The organism is Pseudomonas reactans (genome assembly GCF_013385825.1).
GTDB classification, from domain to species: Bacteria; Pseudomonadota; Gammaproteobacteria; order Pseudomonadales; family Pseudomonadaceae; genus Aquipseudomonas; species Aquipseudomonas reactans.
In genome coordinates, this window is the sequence record NZ_JACAPG010000012.1 from 363,376 (window position 1) to 380,593 (window position 17,218).

Sequence of the window (17,218 nt, forward strand, 5' to 3'; positions counted from 1 at the left end):
CCTACATTGGATTGCGTGTTACCTGTAGGAGCTGGCTTGCCGGCGATGGCGCCTATGCGGGCAACTCAATGACAAATCTTGTCCATCCCGCCTCAGATTCACCATAAATCCTCCCCCCATGCGCCCGCACAATCGACTGGGTAATCGCCAGTCCCAATCCCGCATGTTCACTGCTGCCTTCATGGCGCGCCGGGTCCGCCCGGTAGAAGCGGTCAAACAACCGCGGCAGCAGCTCCGCTGGAATGCCATCCCCGGTGTTCTCAACTGAGAGCCTCACGCCATCCTCTATCCGCACACGCACTTCGCCACCCGGTGGAGTAAACCGCAAGGCGTTATCCAGCAAGTTTGACAAGGCCCGGCGCAGCATCCCGCGATCACCCGCCGTAGAGGCTGCGCCCTCACGAACCAGGCTGATCTGCCCGTCTTCCGCCAGCAGTGCAAAAAACTCCAGTAGCGCGTCCACTTCATCCGCCAGCGCCAAGGTTTCGCGCTTGGGCATCAGCAGGCCGTGATCCGCCTTGGCCAGGTACAACATGTCATTGACCAGTTGTGCCATCCATTGCAGCTCTTCCAGGTTGCTGTGCAACGCCTCGCGGTAATCCTCCAGCGGGCGCGGCTGCGTGAGGATGACCTGGGTCTGGGTCAGCAGGTTCGACAGCGGCGTGCGCAGTTCGTGGGCGATGTCAGCGGAAAATGCCGAGAGGCGCTGGAACGCGTCGTCGAGTCGGCCGAGCATCGCGTTGAAGGCCAGGGCCAGGTCGGCCAGTTCCGTGGGCATTTCCTGTTGAGGCAAACGTTGGGTCAAGGAGTGGGCCGACACGCTGGCGGCCACTTCGCCCATGCGCCGCAGTGGCCGCAACCCGCTGCGCGCAGCCCAGGCACCGAGCAGGGCGGTGGCCAGGGCTGACAGGCCCACGGTGAGCCAGATCAGATGCTGCATGCGCTGCAAGAAGTGCTGATGGTGAGTAATGTCGAGCATCAGGCTCAGTTGCGGCGAGTCGGGTTGGCCTGCCCGCAACGGCGCGTTGTAGACCCGGTAGTCGGTGTCGGCGTTTTGCAGGCTGTGCAGGCCGGGCGCGTCGGGCAAGGTCACGCTTGGCGCATCGTCCAGCCAGCGTTGGCCGGCGGCGGTGATGCGCAGCGTGAGGTCGGGCTGGCGACTGAGTTCGGTGCGCAATTGCGCTTCACGCCGGGCAAAGGCCTCCGGCGAGTCGACGCCCTGTAACGTACTGCGCAGCGCCACCAGCTTGCTGTCGAGTTGTTGCTGGTCCAGCTCAATGAAGTGCGCCTCGCTCGCGCGATTGAACAGCACACCGGCGATCAGCGACACCACCGCGGTGCAGGCGGCAAACAGCAGCGCCAGGCGGCTGGCCAGGGACAGGCGCTTGATCAATTGACCCGCTCCTCCAGCACATAACCCATGCCGCGTACGGTGTGGATCAGCTTGTTGGGGAAGTTGTCGTCGACTTTCAGACGTAGGCGGCGGATCGCCACTTCGATGATGTTGGTGTCGCTGTCGAAGTTCATGTCCCACACCTGGGAGGCGATCAGCGATTTGGGCAGCACCTCGCCTTGGCGGCGCAGCAGCAGTTCCAGCAGGGAGAATTCCTTGGCGGTCAGGTCGATGCGCTGGCCGTCCCGCTCGACGCGGCGGCGGATCAGGTCCAGGCGCAGATCGGCCAGTTGCAACGCGGTTTCCTGCGGTGTGCTGCTGCCACGGCGCAGTAGGGTGCGCACGCGGGCTAATAATTCGGAAAACGCGAAGGGCTTGACCAGATAATCGTCGGCGCCCAGCTCCAGGCCATGCACGCGGTCTTCCACGGCGTCGCGGGCGGTGAGGAACAGCACCGGAATGTCCATGCCGGCACTGCGCACAGCCTGGAGGATCTGCCAGCCGTCGCGGCCCGGCAGCATCACGTCGAGGATCAGCAGGTCGTAGTCGCCGGTCAAGGCGAGGTGCTGGCCGCTGGTGCCGTCGGCCACCAGTTCGGTGGTAAAGCCCGCCTCGGCCAGGCCCTGGCGCAGGTAGTGGCCGGTTTTGGGTTGGTCTTCGACGATCAGCAGTTTCATGGGCGGCTCTTGGCAACGGTGGACGACGGCTTTATACCTTGAGTGCCAGGGCAGGGGAGCAACCTGACAAAGTTGTAATCTAGCAGTCAGCTAGCTGGCAGCGGCGCAATCTTAAAGTGCTGCCCAAGCTGTTCCTATATTTCTGGAGAAGACCGATGGCGTTGCGTACACCCCTGTTGTTGGCGGGTTGCCTGTTGGCGTTGAGTTTTAATGCGCTGGCCGATGCCGCCCACACCTATGCATTCGGTGAAGCTGCACCGGCGAGCAAAGCCACGCGTACCGTGGAAGTGACCCTGCAGGATATTTCCTTTTCGCCCAAGTCCCTGGACGTAAAGGCCGGTGAGACGGTGCGCTTTGTACTGGTCAACAAGGGCCAATTGCTCCACGAATTCAACCTGGGCGACGCGGCGATGCATGCCGAACACCAGAAGGAAATGTTACAGATGCAGGCCAGCGGCATGCTCACCGCCACCGGCATGGGCAAGATGGACCACGCTGCCATGGGCCACGGTGCGATGAAACACGATGATCCCAATAGCGTACTGGTTGAGCCGGGCAAAACCGCCGAGCTGACCTGGACGTTCACTAAGGCCACGGGCCTGGAGTTTGCCTGCAACCTTCCGGGGCATTACCAGGCGGGTATGGTCGGCAAGCTCAACGTCGATTGATCCGCTGGCACTTAGGCACGGGGGCAAAGGCTGGTAGACTGGCGCGGTTTATTTAGCCAGGTTTCCGCCATGCATCCCGCAGCCGAACATTCGCCGCTGGGCAAGTCCAGTGAATACATCTCCACCTACACACCTTCGTTGCTGTTCCCGATCCCACGTGCCGCCAAATGGGCCGAGCTGGGCCTGAGCGCCGAGACCCTGCCTTACAAGGGCGTGGATTTCTGGAACTGCTTCGAATTGTCCTGGCTGCTGCCGTCCGGCAAGCCGGTGGTGGCCATCGGCGAATTCAGCATCCCGGCCGACTCGCCGAACATCATCGAATCCAAGTCGTTCAAGCTGTACCTCAATTCGCTGAACCAGACCGCGTTTGCCGATACAGCCAGCCTGGAAGCGACCTTGCGCACCGACCTTAGCGCCGCTGCCGGCAAGCCTGTGAGCGTGCGCATCTGCAGCCTGGCCGAGATCGAGGCCGAAGGCGTGATGGCGTTGCCGGGGGTGTGCATCGATGGTCTGGATATCAGCGTCAGCAACTACGAGCACCCGCGCCCGGAGCTGCTGCGTTGCGATGATTCGCGCGTTGTCGAGGAGAGCGTCCACAGTCACCTGCTCAAATCCAACTGCCCGGTGACCAGCCAGCCGGACTGGGGCAGTGTGGTGGTGGAGTACCGTGGTCACGCGTTGGATCACGCCAGCCTGCTGGAGTACATCGTGAGCTTTCGCCAGCACTCGGACTTCCATGAACAATGCGTAGAGCGCATCTTCCTGGACTTGCAGCGCTTGCTGAAGCCGGAGACGTTGACGGTGTATGCGCGGTATGTGCGGCGGGGCGGGTTGGATATCAACCCGTATCGCAGTACGGAGGATGTGGCGTTCCAGAATGTGCGCCTGGCCCGTCAGTAACATTGAAAAGCCCCGCGATTGCGGGGCTTTTTGCTATCAGATCCCAATATTGCCCAAGGTGATCATGATATTTCGCAAGGTCCCGGAAATCACCGGGTGCTCAGCGTCGAACTCGATGGCCGCTTGATTCACATCGTCGGAAATACTCGGTGTTTGAGTGGCCGGCTCAAGTTCAAGTTGCAATTCAAACTTGGCAATCAAGGCTTCCAGCGCTTCACGTTTTTCTTCCGACAGCGGCGGTTCCTGTTCCAACTGCCCGCGCAGGATCTCGACCTGTTCTTCCAGTTTTTTGCGATCAGGCATGACGTGTTTCCTTTTATCGATAGGCACTGGCATAGACCACGGCACGCCGAGAAAGGTCTACGGGCTGACCTGTAGATTAATCCACTGGCGTCGACTGTGCATGATCCGTGTCAGGGCTTCTCGCCTTTGAGCTGGCGCAGGCTGATGTCGGCCAGGCAGGTGCCGAGTTCGCCCAGGTGATCGATCACCGAGTGCACGCCCAGCCCGTACAGGGCAACGGTGGCCTTGCCGCGCTTATGCTCGCGTTCCGGTTCGCTCAGTGCTTGCCATTGCTCCGGCGCCATGCCGCACAGCGAGCCGCAGGAGGCCAGCCCGATGGTCCACAAACCGGCATTGAGCCCGGATTGCAGCAGGCGCGGTTCCCCACTGACCAAGACGCAGCCTTCCAGGCGTTCGATGTTCAATTCCATCAAGGCTTGCCAGCAGGCGTGGGGCGCAGGCCAGCGAATCGAGCAGGGCGATGTCGCCTTGACCCACGCAGGCAGTGTGGCGGCCAGCGGGGTGGTGACGCCGGGGGGCAGTTCATCCAGCCAGGCGCAAGGGACGCCTTGGTCTTGGAGGCTGCGCAGTATTTTCAGTGCGCCCGGTGTGGCTTGGGAGTCCGGGGAGGGTGAGTCGGTGCGTGCGCGGGAACCGAAGTCCACCAGGCAGCCACTCAGGCCAAACAGAACGGCAGTCAACGCAGGAGCGCTGGCGATGGCTATCTCGGCGTGAGGCATGTCGACATCCCTGAAATAGCGTCAACGCTATCGGGCCAGGATGACAACTCGATGACAGGATTGTTAATTGTAGGAATTTTGTCCATTTTTGGTCTGACGTTTCCTAGTTACTGCCTAATTGGCGACTTCCGTCATATACTGACGGCCTTATTCAGGGCATAGCGCCCATGACAGACCATTCAAGGAGCAAAAGCTATGCGCTGGAGCCACTACTTCGCTCAGCTGTCGGTGTGTGCCACTGTCCTGCTGGCGCCGTTCGCCGTACAGGCTGCGTCGGAAGACGATCCATGGGAAAGCGTCAACCGCCCGATCTTCACCTTCAACGACACCGTTGACACCTACGCGCTCAAGCCATTGGCCCAGGGTTATCAGTTCGTGACCCCGCAATTCGTTCAGGATGGCGTTCACAACTTCTTCCGCAACATCGGCGATGTCGGCAACCTGGCCAACAATGTGCTGCAGCTCAAGCCACAAAAGGCCGGCGTAGACACGGCCCGTTTGCTGGTCAACACCACCTTCGGCGTGCTGGGCTTTATCGATGTCGGCACCAAAATGGGGCTGCAGCGCAGCGATGAAGACTTCGGCCAGACCCTCGGCTACTGGGGCGTAGGCAGCGGTCCATACGTAATGCTGCCTTTGCTGGGCCCGAGCACCTTGCGTGATGCGCCGTCCAAGTACGTGGACAGCTACACCCAACCGTACCGCTACATGAACGATATTGGCTGGCGCAACAGCACCTTCGGCCTGAATATCGTTGATACCCGTGCCAGCCTGCTCGACAGCGAGAAGCTGATCACCGGTGACAAGTACACCTTCATTCGTAACGCTTACCTGCAGAACCGCGAGTTCAAGGTCAAGGACGGCAAGGTCGTCGACGACTTTTAAGCTGTGACGTTTTGAAATGAAAAAGGCGACCCTGCGGTCGCCTTTTTTGTGCGCGCTTTTCAGCGCATTTTCAGGATCTTGAGGCCCAGGTGCTGGTCGTCACCGCTGGTTTTGGTCCATACCACCTCGGTGTCCGCCTCCAGGCCCTTGAGCGCCGCGTGCTCCGAATCGATGCGCACCGTCAACCGGTCGCCTACATTGAACTGGCGCGGCGCCTGCACTTGCATGCCGGAGCTGGAAAGGTCCACACAAACCCCGGCAATCTCCTGCCCCGCGTGGATCAGAGACACATCGGCATCCACACGCATGCGGATGAAATCGCGTTTTTCGGCGTAGTCGCGCTCGTGTTCGCTCATGGGCTTCATCCTTACTTTGTGTTGTGGTCGTGCCTGTTCTTATAACTCCCGGTGATTTGCGGTGTAAAGACGCCCGGCGACCATCGGCATGAGCTTGAAACCCCTGACGGATGGGAGTACCGTCTGCGCCTTAGAAGGGCACCTCTGCTTTACCGTTGTGCATGGGGAAAATCCCAATGCTTTGTAGGACAGAGAGGCTAGAAAGCGAATCCAGTACGTGAGCCCGGCCATTGTCGCGCCACCTACGCCAACCTAATTCTGGCGCCGTTTGCCCACATGCAAAAAACCAGTGCCACGCTGCTGATAATCGATGACGACGAAGTAGTGCGCGCGAGCCTCGCGGCCTATTTGGAAGACAGTGGCTTCAGCGTCCTGCAGGCCAGTAATGGCCAACAGGGTCTCCAGGTATTCGAGCGCGACCAGGCCGACCTTGTGATCTGCGACCTGCGCATGCCCCAGATGGGCGGCCTGGAACTGATTCGCCAGGTGACTGAACTCGCCCCGCAGACGCCGGTGATAGTCGTGTCGGGCGCCGGGGTGATGAACGATGCCGTCGAAGCCCTGCGCCTGGGGGCCGCCGACTACCTGATCAAGCCCTTGGAAGACCTGGCGGTGCTGGAGCACTCGGTGCGCCGTGCCCTTGATCGTGCACGCCTGCTGGTGGAAAACCAGCGCTACCGTGAAAAGCTCGAAACCGCCAACCGCGAACTCGAAGCCAGCCTCAACCTGCTTCAGGAAGACCAGAACGCCGGTCGCCAAGTGCAGATGAACATGCTGCCGGTCAGCCCCTGGACCATCGACGACTTCCAGTTTGCCCACCAGATCATCCCGTCGCTGTACCTATCGGGTGATTTTGTCGACTATTTCCGCGTGGATGAGCGACGTGTGGCGTTCTACCTGGCCGACGTTTCCGGCCATGGCGCTTCCTCTGCTTTCGTCACCGTGTTGTTGAAATTCATGACCACACGGTTGCTGTTCGAATCCAAGCGCAATGGCACCTTGCCGGAGTTTACCCCCTCCGAGGTGTTGGGCCACATCAACCGGGGCCTGATCAGCTGTAAGCTGGGCAAGCACGTGACGATGGTCGGCGGCGTGATAGATGAAGAAACCGGTCTTTTGACCTACAGCATCGGCGGTCACCTGCCGATGCCGGTTTTATACACTCCAGACAGTGTGCGTTACCTGGAAGGTCGTGGCCTGCCGGTGGGCTTGTTCAATGAAGCCACCTACGAAGACCACATCCTGGAGCTGCCGCCGACGTTCAGCCTTACGCTGATGTCAGACGGCATCCTGGACCTGCTTCCAGAGCCTACACTCAAAGAGAAAGAAGCCGCCTTGCCCCAAAAGGTCAAGTCGGCGGGCGGCAGCCTGGATGGCCTGCGGCAGGTTTTTGGATTGGCCACGCTAGGGGAGATGCCGGATGATATCGCCCTATTGGTGTTGAGCAGGAATCTTTGATGAGTACCGGAAGAATCCAATTCGCCGAGCAAGACGGGACCTTCGTCCTGAAATTTGTCGGTGAAGTGCGCCTGACCTTGTGTTCGGCGCTGGATGCGACGATTGAGCGGATCTTCACAGCGCTGAACTTCTCGGCGATCGTGATCGATCTGACCGAAACCCGCAGCATCGATAGCACCACCTTGGGCCTGTTGGCCAAGTTGTCCATTCTGTCTCGGCAGAAGGTCGGCCTGTTGCCGACTGTGGTCACCACCCACGAAGACATCACCCGTCTGTTGCAGTCCATGGGCTTCGATCAGGTGTTCAACATCGTTGACCGCCCGATTCCGTGCCCGGAATGCCTGACCGACCTGCCTTCGCAAGACCAGTCCGAAGAAGTCGTTCGCGTCAAGGTGCTGGAAGCGCACAAAATCCTGATGGGCCTCAACGAGTCCAACCGCGAAGCTTTCCACGACCTCGTCAACGCCCTCGAACGCCACTGACGAACCACGCTCCCTGTGTAGGAGCTGGCTTGCCAGCGATGGCAACAGTCCAGGCATCATAAAAAAGGGCGGAACCCTCACAGGTTCCGCCCTTTTTGCAGTCGCCGCCTTTTACAGCTTGGCAGTCAGCAACGCCTCCAGCTTCTCTTGGTCGCGAGCAAACTGACGAATCCCTTCCGCCAGCTTCTCAGTCGCCATCGCATCCTCGTTGGACTCCCAACGGAACTGCGCTTCAGTCAGATGCACCCGCGCTTCACCGGCATGGCCTGGTGACAGCTTGCGCTCCAGCTTGCCTTCATCCGCTGCCAGCTTCTCCAGCAGGTCCGGGCTGATGGTCAGGCGATCACAGCCAGCCAGCTCTTCGATCTGGCTCAGGTTACGGAAGCTTGCGCCCATCACCACGGTCTTGTAGCCATTGGCCTTGTAGTAGTTGTAGATGCGCGTCACCGACTGCACGCCCGGGTCTTCAGCACCGGTGTAGTCGTTGCCGTTGGCCTTCTTGTACCAATCGTAGATACGGCCCACGAACGGCGAGATCAGGAACACGCCGGCTTCTGCACAGGCCACAGCCTGGGCGAAGGAGAACAGCAGCGTCAGGTTGGTCTGGATACCTTCTTTTTCCAGCTTCTCGGCGGCGCGGATGCCTTCCCAGGTGGAAGCGATCTTGATCAACACGCGGTCGCGGCCAACGCCGGCTTTGTCATACAGGTCGATCAGACGGTGTGCGCGCTTGAGAATGGCGGCTTCATCGAACGACAAACGGGCATCCACCTCAGTGGAAATACGGCCCGGTACCACTTTGAGAATCTCTTGACCCACCGCCACCGCAAAACGGTCGCTGGCCAGGCCCACGTCACCGTTGCAGTCTAGCACGGCCTCATCTAGCAGCTTGGCATAGCCCGGAATTGACGCAGCCTTGAGCAGCAGGGAAGGGTTGGTGGTGGCGTCTTGCGGCTTGAGCTTGGCGAGGGTGGAAAAATCGCCGGTATCGGCAACGACAGTGGTGAATTGCTTGAGTTGTTCCAGCTTGGAAGTCATGGGCGTGCTCTGTCCTGTGGGTCTGATGACATTACCCGAGCGCTGGCAGGCGCTCAAGGGCGCAAATGCGTTCGATCGTTTGCGAGGGCAACAACCTGAAAACAGCCGTTTGAATGCCCCGCCTTGGTGCTAAATAGGAGGGCAAAACCGCCAGCAGGTTCAACCCAACTGCGACTGGCGACTCGATCAACTGTAGGAGCTGGCTTGCCAGCGATGACGGCAGCCCGACCACCCCTTACATCAACTGACCCTCACCGCCCCTCCAGCAAAGCCCCCGCCTGATCCAGCAATGCCAACGGATCACTCGCCTTGTGAATATCCACCGACAACAACTGCCTGAACTTGCGCGCCCCCGGAAAACCGGTGCCCAACCCCAGAATATGCCGAGTGACATGGTGCATCGAGCCACCACTCGCCAAATGCTGCGCAATATAAGGCCGCAACTGCACCAACGCCTCCGCCCGACTGATCACCGGCGCCTCACTGCCAAACAACTGCTGATCCACCTCTGCCAGCAAATACGGATTGTGATAAGCCTCCCGCCCCAACATCACCCCATCAAACGTCTGCAAATGCTCATGGCACTGCTCCAGCGTCTTGATCCCGCCGTTGAGAATGAACTCCAGCTCAGGGAAATCTCGCTTCAACTGCGCCGCGACGTCATAACGCAACGGCGGAATGTCGCGGTTCTCCTTCGGCGACAACCCCTCCAGAATCGCAATCCGCGCGTGCACAGTAAAGCTGGTGCAGCCTGCGTCCTTCACCGTCCCCACGAAATCACATAACTCGGCGTAGCTGTCCCGGCCATTGATGCCGATACGGTGCTTTACCGTTACCGGAATCGACACCGCGTCACGCATGGCCTTCACGCAATCGGCAACCAGGGCTGGGTGCGCCATCAGGATTGCGCCGATCATGTTGTTTTGGACGCGGTCGCTTGGGCAGCCGACGTTGAGGTTTACTTCGTCGTAACCGGCGGTTTCGGCCATACGGGCACAGGCCGCCAAATCAGCTGGAACACTACCACCTAACTGAAGGGCCAGCGGGTGCTCGGCTTCGTTGTGACGCAGGAAACGGTCGTGGTCACCGTGGAGGATTGCGCCGGTGGTGACCATCTCGGTGTAGAGCAGGGCGTGTTTGGAGAGCAGGCGCAGGAAGAACCGGCAGTGGCGGTCGGTCCAATCCATCATGGGCGCAACGCTAAAGCGCCGAGACAGCGCGGGGCTTGATTCTGTGGGGCTAAAGCTCTGTTTATCTAGCATTTTCTTCAACGTGTTCTGGGCGGTATTTCGGGCGTTTTCAGGCGTTTTTGAGGGCTCGGTGGTACGATGTACCACTTCAAAACTGACGCGTACCACTTTCGTTATGGCGACTATCAGGGCAAGAAAACTGGCGGATGGGACGGTGAGCTACACGGCTCAGATCCGCATCAAGCGCGACGGAGTGCAAGTCTACCAAGAGAGCCAGACCTTCGCCCGAAAACAGGCCGCCCAGGCCTGGGCGCGTAAGCGCGGGGCAGAGTTGGATGAGCCTGGCGCGATCGAGCGAGCGAGCCGCAAGGGCGTTACCGTCAAGGAAATGATCGACCAGTACCTGCTGGAGGTGGGGAAGGCCCGGCCGTTGGGCAAAACCAAGAAGGGCACTCTCACTGCCATCGGCGAAACGGACTTTGGCAAGTTGAACGATACCGACATTAACACTCAGTGCCTGGTCGACTTCGCTCTCTGGAGAATGAGCCGAGAGGGTGGTGGGGTTCAGCCGCAAACCGCCGGCAACGACTTGGCGCATCTTGGTGCTGTTCTGGCGATCGCCAAAGACGCATGGGGTTACCAGGTCGATCCGCTGGCCATGGGAGGCGCCCGTCGAGTGCTGCGCAAGCTGGGCTATAACCTGAAAAGCCGGGAGCGTGATCGCCGGCCGACGTTGGACGAGTTGGGAAAAACGAATCCGACATCGATGACTTGCGCACGGCGCTGAAAAACTCCAAAGGGCCTGGCAATTTTCGCAACCTGTTTGTGTACGCGCCGAACGGGAAGAAAGAGGGCATTCAACTGATACCGGTGAGCGAGGTATCGGCGAAAGACGAGTTCAACTCGATCAAGGATCAGACCCAGGGCGATGTGCTTGCCGCGTTGCGGGTCTATCCACAACTGATGGGCATCGTGCCGAAGAACGCGGGGGGCTTTGGTTCGCCGCAGGAGGCGGCAGGTGTGTGGGCAACCCTGGAGCTTGAGCCCATTCAGACACGGCTGGCCTTGCTCAATGACTGGATCGGTGAGGAGGTGGTGAGGTTCAAACCCTTTGAGGTCGTGGTGGGGGGCAAATCACCCGCTTGATTGCACATGCTCAAACTCAACACAGCAAAAAGCCGCTCTTCAGCGGCTTTTTCTTTGATGCGTTTGTCTGAACGTGTCAGTTAGCTTCCACTTCTAACTCAACGGAGACAAGCAGCTCCGCAGGCAAGGCTACTTTTGAGATCAGCGCCAAATGGTACTCTTGCGCATCATCCTCAGCCCAGAGCTGGTCCTCAAGGTTGTTCAATTCCTCTTGGTTCTTGATAGCTTCAAGATCCGCTGTGAGCATCTGATAGTAATAGACATGCAAGCCAAGAGCTAAAGCATTGGACATCTGACGCTGCCAGAAGAACTTACCTTCACCCGTTTGCTGGTTGTCCGACAAAATCACATCGTATCGATCAAGGATGTAGTGGAAGAATACCTTCTGAGCCACATCTCTCAGAACGGCCGAATGCTGAGCGTCAGGTGAGCGCCATACAAGATTTTGTGTTGCCGGTCGGCAATTCAGATCAACAATGTTGGAAATGGCTACACGGTTGTAGTAAACCACGGCCTTGACCACATCGTTGATGAGGGCAATCTCGAACTCGTCGCTAGACGGCCGTACACGGTGATCGATCCGTAGCAGGCGATAGCCAGGTGCCAAAATACACTGAGCATCTGCGCTGATATCGGTGGTTCGTTCAGCCATTGTGAGCAAATCGTACAGATGCGAGTTTTCCGCCGACCGCATCAGATGTGCGAACGTTTTACGAATCTCGGTATGTTGAACGATTAGCTTAGGCATGGCTACCAACGAAAAATGAAGGTTTTCCTGTTCGTTCAAGCTAACAAAAGACGGCTATTTACACAAGTAAATGCAAGCAAACACGACGAAGTGCAAGCCGAAGCGACCGTCGAAGGTGTCATTGAAGACACCACCGAAGACACCACTGAATGCCAGTTCGCAAAGACTCCCGAAGAAGATCAGCGAAGACAGCACTATTTTGGTGCGTTGCGCGGGGCACTGACGTGCTTCAGCACCCGGCGCGCGCCGTCGTCCCCCCACCTCGCCTGCGGGCTAAATGGGTCGTTTTTTCTGCGTACCTTCGGGTGCCTCGGGGCGGCCCAGGCTGGGTGCTTGGTTGGCTTGGTGGGAGAGGTGAATCCCTGCAAAACCCTGCAAGGGTTGGGAGTAAGGCGGGATGGTCCATGGGCTGGCTGTGGCTTTTTTCAGGAGGCGCGTCGGAAAAAGGTAATTAGGAAATATGGTGCATGGAAAGTGCATGTAGGCCCCGTATTCATTGGGTTTCTTTGATTACTTGTGGAAGTTATTTTTAGTAATTCCTAAGGTAATTTTAACGTAACTCATTGATTTGTAATGGTTACATGCCTTTCAGATATTACCTTTTAGAATAGTAATTACATTACTTATTTATTTCTTAGATATTACCTTTCTCGTTCCGCCTCAAAGCCTTTGAAAATAAGGGCTGCACCCAGCAAAATGTCGCGACTTGCTTGTCTTACCTTTTTCCGATGCGTCACCCAAAAAAACATCCCGCTCGCATGCGGCGTTGCTGCGTGGCGCATCACACATTCATGAAGATGATTTACGAGCTTACTAGTACACCGGTTGGGACCGCGTGTATGCGCTGGCGGACACTGCCTGAATCGGAGCGAAAAGCTAACGCTCCTAACCCATTCCCTCTAAAGCAACGTAAAAATTCAGATGCGCTTAGGAACAAAGAGTCGGTAAATGTCGAGCGGAAAAAGGTGCTTGGTTTCAAGTGCGTAGCTGCTCTAGGAATTTCAGTAGAGTACGAACTCTGACTCCGTTGAGAGTGATCTCTGGAAGCTCAGGAAATCGTAAAGCGAGTGCATATACTTTGACGCAGTGGATATTTTAGTAGGGGGGATAGAAAGACCATGCACTCAGGGAGCGTAATTGTGCTATCCACATAAAATAATCGACGGTCTTTAATCTCCGCTCTTCGAAATCTTGTTGTATTTCAAAAAGCGAAATTAATAGTGCAAGACTTAACATAGTTCCCCCTATGGTTTGAAAATTTGTAGAACCATGGAGAGACTGATTTCGCCACCCATAAATTAAATCGAAAGGGTCTTGAGTCTTATCAAGATTGGAAAGATGGCTTCGGAAGAGGTCCAGTAGGTTTTTATGATCTGGCAGGGCGACGTAGGTGCTGTGCAGAAACAGAAAGTCGCGGAGGCTATTACATCTTTTTTTGCCTTTGCCAGGTGCTCCGGCAGGCCGATATTCCACGCTTGTTAAAGGATTTTTTGGGTCGGGAACCGAAAATGGTTTGAGCACGTAACCGTCTAGGGCAACATAATTTGCACATGCTCTTTTAAGCACAGCTTCAAGAAGAGGGAATGTTAAATAGGCGAGGACTAAACTTGAATGCTCGAGAAGTTGATTCGCATGTTTTGAATGATGAGTACGTTCGTCATCAAGTTGCTTCCTCAATTCATCCCCATTTTGGGGGGGCTTACGGCAGCCTGCCAAAGCAGCGTGGATAGAGGCTTGATAAAGAGACTGAATTTCTCGTTGTTCGTCGGCGAATATACTGGAAGGGCTAGTCACAAGAAGTTGACCGCACCATGACCAGGCAAACATGTGGTCATTACTGGTAATCGAGTTAAAGCCTGGGCGTAAAAGGACTTTAGAAAGAGATATCAGAGTTCTGCAAAGCGTTTCATGGTCCAGCTCATGGAAGACGACGCCGTTTTTCAAGAGCCTAAATTCAGCAGTTTCACTATCAGGTCCTAGGCCGCCCATGCTTGACGCGGCACACCAGTTGTCGCAGAGCGACTCAATGTCTGTTGCCGTTAGATTCGGCATGGATTCAACTCTCTTCATGTATGCGAAATGGTGCAAAACACCAGTCTTTTCAATTGGGGCGGGCTGAAAAGGACAGGACGCTTGAGGCAGTAGAGTAGCCGGTTGGTACGAAAGTGGTACGGAGATTTTTTGAGTGCGCTGGAGGGTATGCAAAACGGGCTGTGTTGCCTCAGTGGTCCAATCCATCACCGCTCAAACTGTTGATCTTGCGCCTGATAGGCAGCAACCGCCCGAAAGCAGCCACTGGTAGTTGGAGATTTTAATAAGATGAGACGGGCTCAGCTGCTGAGTCCGTCCACATCTAGAAAAGGAGGGCTGAAAATACACCGCGAACAGAGCAACGAAGTCCGTGATTAGCTTGCTTGTACGGGCGGTAGGACCCTTTTGAACGCTACAGCCAAGTCGGAAGCGACCACCACATCTCGTAGCATCCTTGTTAGCCACCCCTCAAAGGAAGCCAATCTAGTATGTTTCAAGTGTTGAGCGGCAAGGGCGAGCATTCCTTTGTTGTCGTAAATGGTCAGTAGGCTAGGCAAGTCACCAGTTGCCAGGGCGTCCTGAATCTTCCTGGTCGCGCCTGCTGCGATGCCTGCGATATCCAAGGCAGCGGTTTGGGCCGCATACTCCGAAAGTAATCCATCAACGCTCTCGGACCCCGAAAGGTCGACCTTCTTAAGTGCTCGATCGATTCGTCTCCGGCAGTATCTGACCACTACATCCTCGATTGCAGCTCGCGATTGCAAGGTGTTGAAGATAGCCGTCTGTAGTTTGGACAATTGTTGTTCGAGATCCGCCCCTGCGTAGCCTTCGGTTTGCGCGATAACACGGCTGACTTCAGGTAGCAGAATTAGGTTTTCAACCTCGGATACCGGCAGTGGGTATACCCCTAAACCATTCAGATAATGGATTTCGTCTGACGTGTAGTCATCGGCATCGACAATTCCTGCGCAAGTGACACGTGTGAGCTGAGCATTTGCGCGCATGGTGACTACGGCGTGCACGACTTGTTCGCACGAGCCCCGTGGTATCACAGTCCATTCCGAATAGCAGCACCGATAGATTGCGAGATCCAGACTTGTCCCTGCACCCTCCACGAACAAAATTGGGCGACGGCTGCCAAGTATCAGTGTTGTCAACTCCTCGCTAAAACCGGTGTCATCCGGAACACTTTCTATCGACCAAGAAGGCGGCGAGGTGTACGACTTGATTACGTATTTTTGGGCTGCTCGGGTCGCAGCGAAGTGCAAATCATGAGTGATGAAGATAAATGCGCAATCCTTTCGCGCGGCTTCAATCTCGTCCCAGAGATTCGACATAATAGATGGGTGAACGTGCAGTTCAGGTTCATCGATGATAAGAAGAGAAGAATCGGCGGCGACCAGAGCTTGTGCTAGAAGATAGAAAATCGCGCGTTCTCCATCACTCATGTCCGACGCGGGATAGGTGCCGGAGCCACCAATAAATGAGACTTGGATGTCATCACCAGAAATAACCAAGTGCCGGTGGGGAAGAAGGCGTTGCCAGATTTCCGAAAGGGTTTCGAACTTTGTAGGCATCGCTTGCGTAAGCGTACCGGTCCTAGCCTTATTGTGCGTTTCCAAGGTTGTAGCCGACTGGTCTGCGAATAGCGCTTGAAGCAAACTGTCGAAGTCGTTCAGCATTGCCACTGCGGGCTTTGACTCGGCCCACCGACTCCCCGAACGGTTATTAACTGATGCGCTCTCATGTTCCCACCCGAATCTGAGCTTGCGGAGCGCCTCGGCACCACGAATTTTCGGTACAGCAGGATTGAGCTTGAGGGCCCGATGAGCCGAAATGCGGTGAGCATCACTGCCTGCCGCATCTTCAATGAATACAGCCAAGCGCGTTTTTCCTGATCCATTTGCCCCGACGAAGACAACTGACGAGCCAGGCTCGATAGCTATAGGGGTAAGCTGGTCTGAATTAGGAATTTGAAAAGTGAACGTCAAGTGGAAACTCCTTTTATGATGGCGTTGACCGAAGTAGATCTACGCTAGGCCACCTTTTTTCTCCCGTCCCGGGCCTTGTCTTTCCCCACTGGGCGCCTGCAACCAATCTTATCATTAAACCTGAATCAGCTATCGTTAACAGCGAATTGCTTCTGGCTCACATATCTGCGTCTGGCTATAACTGACATTTGGGAGAGGGCCACCCTCCCAGTCGAGCCACGCCTTGTTTGATATGGCCCGCGTTTTCACAAGTCGTGTGAAGTGCTCCCCCAACATTCTCACCCACTTCTAAAGCCTGTTGCTGCTCAGCCCAAAGAGTCAAACCCATCACAGCCGCTTCCAGAGCCAGTTGATTTGATAAAGCCGATCCAGCACGTCCGTCAGAGAATGCGCTTGTCATGGTATGCGACTCGTTAGAAAAAATTAAACATAGCACTGATGACTCTCGGAGCTGCGAAAGCCATCGAAAAAGGCGTAGGGGGTTAGCAGGGGGAGTAGTGCTGGTACGAAAGTGGTACGGATTGGTTAATGAGGTGCTGTAATGCCCGTTCTGTAAGGTCCATAGGCTTAGTCGTTCCAATCCATCATCGGGGCGACGGAGAAGCGGTGGGAGAGTGGGGCGGTTTGTAGGGACATGGGGGGATCTGAGTCAGCGAGGCGAATGGCGCGCAGTTTATCAGGGATGGATACTGGGCGTGGGAGAGGCGTGTCCCGTGCTCGTCATCACTTCGTACGGGGCCGTTCTATGGCGGGAAAGTGCGCCAGTTTGTCGACGCTGGCGAAAATGGCATCAGAAAACTCGTCAGATGCCTTTGGGTTCCTGAGAGGAATGTAGTTAGCTTCGTCTTCCAAATTTTCAAGGCACTCAACCCGCATTCTGATTCCAGCGCCTGGCACGCATGGCTGCCACTTGGTCGTAGGTGGCGAATTTATCTTGATCGGCTTCCTGTACTGCCAGCTCAATCTGATCTGTCAGTGTTTTTTCGTGTTCGGTGTAGTTACGACGGACGTGCATCGCCAGGTTGCCCGCCGTTTGGTTGTTGGTTTTGGCCAAGTCGGCGAGAGAGTTGGATAGGCATTCCGACAGGTTCATGGATATTCCAGTCATGGGAGCCATCGATGATGGACTGTAGCGAAGCATCGTCAGCCGTAGAGCGTGGTGTTGAATCAGCAGGTCTTCGCTAGGCATATTTGAATGTGAAACTTTAGCTGTTCCCTACCAATCCAGCGCCG

General features: G+C 56.5%; 16 protein-coding genes and 2 pseudogenes. 7 read left to right on the top strand and 11 right to left on the bottom strand.

The annotated features are described in order from the left end of the window. Positions 1–52 precede the first annotated feature (52 nt). Together HX868_RS15680 and HX868_RS15685 are read right to left on the bottom strand one after the other, a co-directional pair. Entirely contained in the window at positions 53–1,393 is a 1,341-nt protein-coding gene (locus HX868_RS15680) for a heavy metal sensor histidine kinase (protein ID WP_177003470.1), read from the bottom strand. After that, positions 1,390–2,070, bottom strand: a complete 681-nt coding sequence (locus tag HX868_RS15685) for a heavy metal response regulator transcription factor (RefSeq protein WP_028619430.1) — start codon at positions 2,068–2,070, stop codon at positions 1,390–1,392. Before HX868_RS15685 ends, HX868_RS15680 begins: the two co-directional genes overlap by 4 nt. Positions 2,071–2,225: 155 nt before the next feature. Between HX868_RS15685 and copI the strand changes: the two genes are divergently transcribed. Next, the gene (gene copI / locus HX868_RS15690) at positions 2,226–2,738 is read left to right on the top strand and encodes a copper-resistant cuproprotein CopI (protein ID WP_177003471.1); all 513 of its coding nucleotides are present in this window, start codon (positions 2,226–2,228) and stop codon (positions 2,736–2,738) included. A 69-nt stretch (positions 2,739–2,807) separates the two neighbouring features. Beyond that, positions 2,808–3,638, top strand: coding sequence for an NADPH-dependent 7-cyano-7-deazaguanine reductase QueF (gene queF / locus HX868_RS15695; protein ID WP_177003472.1), 831 nt, complete (start codon positions 2,808–2,810; stop codon positions 3,636–3,638). 36 nt (positions 3,639–3,674) lie between these two features. Here the strand turns inward: queF and HX868_RS15700 are convergent, their stop codons facing one another. After that, positions 3,675–3,941, bottom strand: coding sequence for a DUF4404 family protein (locus HX868_RS15700; protein ID WP_005786202.1), 267 nt, complete (start codon positions 3,939–3,941; stop codon positions 3,675–3,677). Positions 3,942–4,051: 110 nt separating this feature from the next. Then, positions 4,052–4,660, bottom strand: coding sequence for an HAD superfamily inactivated hydrolase PcrP (pcrP, locus tag HX868_RS15705; RefSeq protein WP_177003473.1), 609 nt, complete (start codon positions 4,658–4,660; stop codon positions 4,052–4,054). 195 nt (positions 4,661–4,855) lie between these two features. Here pcrP and HX868_RS15710 point away from each other — a divergent pair, with 195 nt between their 5' ends. After that, a complete protein-coding gene (locus tag HX868_RS15710; protein WP_016975284.1) occupies positions 4,856–5,545 on the top strand; it encodes an MlaA family lipoprotein in 690 nt (229 codons plus the stop codon). A 59-nt stretch (positions 5,546–5,604) separates the two neighbouring features. Here the strand turns inward: HX868_RS15710 and HX868_RS15715 are convergent, their stop codons facing one another. Continuing rightward, positions 5,605–5,901, bottom strand: a complete 297-nt coding sequence (locus tag HX868_RS15715) for a PilZ domain-containing protein (protein WP_028619436.1) — start codon at positions 5,899–5,901, stop codon at positions 5,605–5,607. A gap of 276 nt (positions 5,902–6,177) precedes the next feature. Here HX868_RS15715 and rssB point away from each other — a divergent pair, with 276 nt between their 5' ends. After that, complete coding sequence (gene rssB, locus HX868_RS15720) at positions 6,178–7,359, top strand: two-component system response regulator RssB (protein WP_177003474.1); 1,182 nt, start codon at positions 6,178–6,180, stop codon at positions 7,357–7,359. Further along, positions 7,359–7,841: an anti-sigma factor antagonist RssC gene (gene rssC, locus HX868_RS15725; RefSeq protein ID WP_003172602.1), complete on the top strand. Its 483-nt coding sequence runs from the start codon at positions 7,359–7,361 to the stop codon at positions 7,839–7,841. The genes rssB and rssC overlap by 1 nt, the downstream gene beginning before the upstream one ends. Before the next feature lie 111 nt (positions 7,842–7,952). Here rssC and tal read toward each other — a convergent pair whose 3' ends face one another. Together tal and dusA are read right to left on the bottom strand one after the other, a co-directional pair. Further along, positions 7,953–8,879 (bottom strand): transaldolase, encoded by a 927-nt coding sequence (tal, locus tag HX868_RS15730; protein ID WP_177003475.1) that lies wholly within the window; start codon positions 8,877–8,879, stop codon positions 7,953–7,955. A gap of 251 nt (positions 8,880–9,130) precedes the next feature. Continuing rightward, entirely contained in the window at positions 9,131–10,141 is a 1,011-nt protein-coding gene (dusA, locus tag HX868_RS15735; RefSeq protein ID WP_177003476.1) for a tRNA dihydrouridine(20/20a) synthase DusA, read from the bottom strand. Between the two features lie 103 nt (positions 10,142–10,244). Here dusA and HX868_RS15740 point away from each other — a divergent pair. Together HX868_RS15740 and HX868_RS15745 are read left to right on the top strand one after the other, a co-directional pair. Beyond that, a pseudogene (locus tag HX868_RS15740) lies at positions 10,245–10,820 on the top strand (site-specific integrase); the annotation flags it as partial. Then, a pseudogene (locus tag HX868_RS15745) lies at positions 10,817–11,215 on the top strand (phage portal protein); the annotation flags it as partial. The pseudogenes HX868_RS15740 and HX868_RS15745, both read left to right, overlap by 4 nt. Before the next feature lie 76 nt (positions 11,216–11,291). Here HX868_RS15745 and HX868_RS15750 read toward each other — a convergent pair. The 4 genes from HX868_RS15750 to HX868_RS15765 all read right to left on the bottom strand — a co-directional run bounded on the left by HX868_RS15750 (position 11,292) and on the right by HX868_RS15765 (position 17,093). Next, positions 11,292–11,867, bottom strand: coding sequence for a hypothetical protein (locus tag HX868_RS15750; RefSeq protein WP_177003477.1), 576 nt, complete (start codon positions 11,865–11,867; stop codon positions 11,292–11,294). 1,191 nt (positions 11,868–13,058) lie between these two features. Continuing rightward, complete coding sequence (locus tag HX868_RS15755) at positions 13,059–14,015, bottom strand: hypothetical protein (protein WP_177003478.1); 957 nt, start codon at positions 14,013–14,015, stop codon at positions 13,059–13,061. Positions 14,016–14,368: 353 nt separating this feature from the next. Then, positions 14,369–15,985, bottom strand: a complete 1,617-nt coding sequence (locus HX868_RS15760) for an AAA family ATPase (RefSeq protein ID WP_177003479.1) — start codon at positions 15,983–15,985, stop codon at positions 14,369–14,371. Positions 15,986–16,850: 865 nt separating this feature from the next. Then, a complete protein-coding gene (locus HX868_RS15765) occupies positions 16,851–17,093 on the bottom strand; it encodes a CopG family transcriptional regulator (RefSeq protein WP_177003480.1) in 243 nt (80 codons plus the stop codon). Between the last annotated feature and the right edge of the window lie 125 nt (positions 17,094–17,218).

What these genes read in the sequence shown, in the direction of transcription:
- HX868_RS15685 (WP_028619430.1), bottom strand. Translation starts at nt 2,070, where the DNA reads ATGAAACTGCTGATCGTCGAAGACCAACCCAAAACCGGCCACTACCTG.
- copI (WP_177003471.1), top strand. Translation starts at nt 2,226, where the DNA reads ATGGCGTTGCGTACACCCCTGTTGTTGGCGGGTTGCCTGTTGGCGTTG.
- queF (WP_177003472.1), top strand. Translation starts at nt 2,808, where the DNA reads ATGCATCCCGCAGCCGAACATTCGCCGCTGGGCAAGTCCAGTGAATAC.
- HX868_RS15700 (WP_005786202.1), bottom strand. Translation starts at nt 3,941, where the DNA reads ATGCCTGATCGCAAAAAACTGGAAGAACAGGTCGAGATCCTGCGCGGG.
- pcrP (WP_177003473.1), bottom strand. Translation starts at nt 4,660, where the DNA reads ATGCCTCACGCCGAGATAGCCATCGCCAGCGCTCCTGCGTTGACTGCC.
- HX868_RS15710 (WP_016975284.1), top strand. Translation starts at nt 4,856, where the DNA reads ATGCGCTGGAGCCACTACTTCGCTCAGCTGTCGGTGTGTGCCACTGTC.
- HX868_RS15715 (WP_028619436.1), bottom strand. Translation starts at nt 5,901, where the DNA reads ATGAGCGAACACGAGCGCGACTACGCCGAAAAACGCGATTTCATCCGC.
- rssB (WP_177003474.1), top strand. Translation starts at nt 6,178, where the DNA reads ATGCAAAAAACCAGTGCCACGCTGCTGATAATCGATGACGACGAAGTA.
- rssC (WP_003172602.1), top strand. Translation starts at nt 7,359, where the DNA reads ATGAGTACCGGAAGAATCCAATTCGCCGAGCAAGACGGGACCTTCGTC.
- tal (WP_177003475.1), bottom strand. Translation starts at nt 8,879, where the DNA reads ATGACTTCCAAGCTGGAACAACTCAAGCAATTCACCACTGTCGTTGCC.
- dusA (WP_177003476.1), bottom strand. Translation starts at nt 10,141, where the DNA reads ATGCTAGATAAACAGAGCTTTAGCCCCACAGAATCAAGCCCCGCGCTG.
- HX868_RS15750 (WP_177003477.1), bottom strand. Translation starts at nt 11,867, where the DNA reads ATGGCTGAACGAACCACCGATATCAGCGCAGATGCTCAGTGTATTTTG.
- HX868_RS15755 (WP_177003478.1), bottom strand. Translation starts at nt 14,015, where the DNA reads ATGCCGAATCTAACGGCAACAGACATTGAGTCGCTCTGCGACAACTGG.
- HX868_RS15765 (WP_177003480.1), bottom strand. Translation starts at nt 17,093, where the DNA reads ATGACTGGAATATCCATGAACCTGTCGGAATGCCTATCCAACTCTCTC.